The 2,362-nt window shown below is 74.4% G+C and carries 3 protein-coding genes and 1 pseudogene; 1 reads left to right on the forward strand and 3 read right to left on the reverse strand.

Features of this window, described 5'->3' with window-relative positions; translation table 11 throughout:
• On the forward strand, positions 1-393 hold a 393-nt coding region (locus H5J30_RS27805; protein WP_309505648.1), incomplete at its 5' end, for a 3-oxoacyl-[acyl-carrier-protein] synthase III C-terminal domain-containing protein.
• 13 nt (positions 394-406) lie between these two features.
• Here H5J30_RS27805 and H5J30_RS27810 read toward each other — a convergent pair.
• The 3 genes and pseudogenes from H5J30_RS27810 to H5J30_RS27820 form a co-directional block, all read right to left on the reverse strand.
• Positions 407-1,309 carry an aldo/keto reductase gene (locus H5J30_RS27810; protein WP_181790057.1) on the reverse strand — a complete coding sequence of 301 codons (903 nt, stop codon included), beginning with the start codon at positions 1,307-1,309 and terminating at the stop codon, positions 407-409.
• Positions 1,310-1,370: 61 nt separating this feature from the next.
• Positions 1,371-2,135: a bestrophin-like domain gene (locus H5J30_RS27815; RefSeq protein ID WP_181790058.1), complete on the reverse strand. Its 765-nt coding sequence runs from the start codon at positions 2,133-2,135 to the stop codon at positions 1,371-1,373.
• A gap of 33 nt (positions 2,136-2,168) precedes the next feature.
• Positions 2,169-2,362 (reverse strand): annotated as a pseudogene (locus H5J30_RS27820) (hypothetical protein); the annotation flags it as partial.

The following is a 2,362-nucleotide window of genomic DNA, read 5'->3' on the forward strand; positions in this document are numbered from 1 at the left end:
GCGCCCGAGATGGGTCCTGCGGTACGCATCGAGGGCTCGCCCGCGGTCTTCGCGCAGGAGGGCCAGGCCGTCTACCGCTGGGCCATCAAGGAGCTGCCGCCGATCGCCCGGCGCGTCCTGGAGCGCGGCGGCGTGGACCCCGGCGACCTCGCGGCGATCGTGCTGCACCAGGCGAACCTGCGGATCATCGAGCCGCTCGCCCGCAGCCTCGGCGCCCCCCGGGCCGCCGTCGCCACCGACGTCACCGAGTCGGGCAACACCTCGGCGGCGAGCGTGCCGCTGGCGTTCTCCAAGCTGGTGGCGCGCGGCGACATCCCCTCCGGCGCGCCGGTGCTGCTCTTCGGCTTCGGGGGCAACCTGTCGTACGCGGGCCAGGTCGTGCGCTGCCCCTAGCCCGGCGGCCCGGTCAGCCGCCGAGCGCCGACAGGCGCGCGAACTGCTCGTCCGACAGCGTGAGATCCAGCGCGGCCACGTTCTCCGCCAGGTGGCCGAGCGACGTCGTACCCGGGATGGGCAGCACGTTCGGCGCCCGCCGCAGCAGCCAGGCCAGCGCCGTCTGCGCCGTGGTGGCGCCCAGTTCGGCCGCCACCTCCGCGACCGGCACGCCGGGAGCGGCCAGCTCGCCGACGGCCATCGGGAAGTACGGCAGGAAGGCGATGCCCTCGGCGGCGGTGTAGTCGACGACGGCCTCGTGCCGGCGCATCGCGAGGTTGTAGAGGTTCTGCACGGAGGCGATCGCGGCGATGCCGCGCGCCTCCCGCACCTGGTCCACGTCGACCTCGGACAGGCCGATGTGCCGCACCTTGCCCTCCTCCTGCAGCTCCTTGAGCGTGCCGACCTGGTCGGCGAGCGGCACGCCGGGGTCGACGCGGTGCAGCTGGAACAGGTCGAGGCAGTCCGTACGCAGCCGGCGCAGGCTCAGCTCCGCCTGCTGCCGCAGGTACTCCGGCCGCCCCAGCGGCACCCACTTCCCCGGGCCCGGCCGGGCGAGGCCGGCCTTCGTGGCGACGACGACCCCGTCCGCGTACGGGTACAGCGCCTCGGCGACGATCTCCTCGACGGCGCCGAGCGCGTAGGAGTCGGCGGTGTCCACGAGCCTGACGCCCAGCTCCACCGCGCGGCGCAGCACGGCGACGGCGCCGGCCCGGTCCCGCGGCGGCTCCCAGATGACCGCCTCCGACGGGGGGATGCCGCGGTGGTCGGTGAGCCGCATCGTGCCGTAGCCGATGCGCCCGACCGGCATGTCGCCGCCGAGGTCGAACGCGGTGCCTGCGGCGCCCGGCGGCGGGGCGGTCGGTGAGTGCGTCATGCGGCGACGCTACAACCTCGGACCGCGGCCGGGCGGGCACCGACGCGGGCCGAGCGGCGGGTCAGCCCGCGGCCTGCGGGAAGAGCGTGGTGAACGGCTCCAGCATGCCGGCCGAGTCGCGGACGTAGGGCTGGTCGAACTCCCAGACCAGGAAGAGCAGGAACGCCAGCAGCCCGCTGTGCAGTCCCGCGAGGATCAACTCGCGCGCCGAGCGCTGGATCTGCAGCGCGAAGACCATCCCCATAGCCACCAGCCCGCCCGAGATCAGCCCGAACCACACCAGCGAGGGCATCGAGGGACCCGAGTTCAGCGCCCGCTCGTTGCGGGCCTCCTCGGCCGCCGCGATCTGGTCGCCCAGCGCGTAGGCGGCGCGGTTCTCGGCGTCGGTCTCCGGCACGTACGCGATGAGCGCGCGGCGCACCTCGTCGAGCAGTTCGTCGCCGCGCTCGCTCAGCCCGTGGCCGTCCTGCATCGCCGGCCACTCGTCGTGCACGGCGTAGCCGACGTACGCCGCGATGTCCGCGCGGATCTCCTCGCGCACCGGGGCCGGGTACTCGGCGAGCCGCTCGCTGGTCTCGTGCAGCGCGAACGCCTCCCGCTGCACCGAGTCCTCCGCGCTGCCCTTGGCCTCCCAGACGCCGGCGATCGCCAGGCCCAGCACGATCGCGTACACCACCCCGATCATCATCGTCATGTACTCGATGACGTCGGGGGTCTCGTCGGGGTCGAACTCCTCGTCGGGGCGGCGGTGCCGGAAGACCGCGATGAGCACGACGACCGCGATGGCCGTGGCCATCGCGAGGGTGAGCATGAGCCATTCGGACACGGGCTGCCTCCGGCGGTTCGGACTGCTGGGCGCTCAGGAGCGGTTGCGGGCCGCGCCGGAGCCCCCGAGCGCGGCGGCGGCGAGGATCGCGGGGGCGACGAACAGCAGCATTCTGGTGACGGGCGAGGTGCCCTCGTCGACCTCGCGGGGCGGCGGCTCGTGGTAGAGGGGCCGCAGCGAGGGCGAAGGAGTGGGGGAGGGGCCCGGGTCCGGCGTGCGGCTGGGCG

Origin of the sequence: Streptomyces phytophilus (assembly GCF_013870535.1) — a bacterium.
Classification (GTDB): Bacteria; Actinomycetota; Actinomycetes; order Streptomycetales; family Streptomycetaceae; genus Streptomyces; species Streptomyces phytophilus.

Excerpts from the sequence above, each read along its gene's own strand:
- H5J30_RS27810 (WP_181790057.1), bottom strand. The coding sequence starts at position 1,309 with ATGACGCACTCACCGACCGCCCCGCCGCCGGGCGCCGCAGGCACCGCG.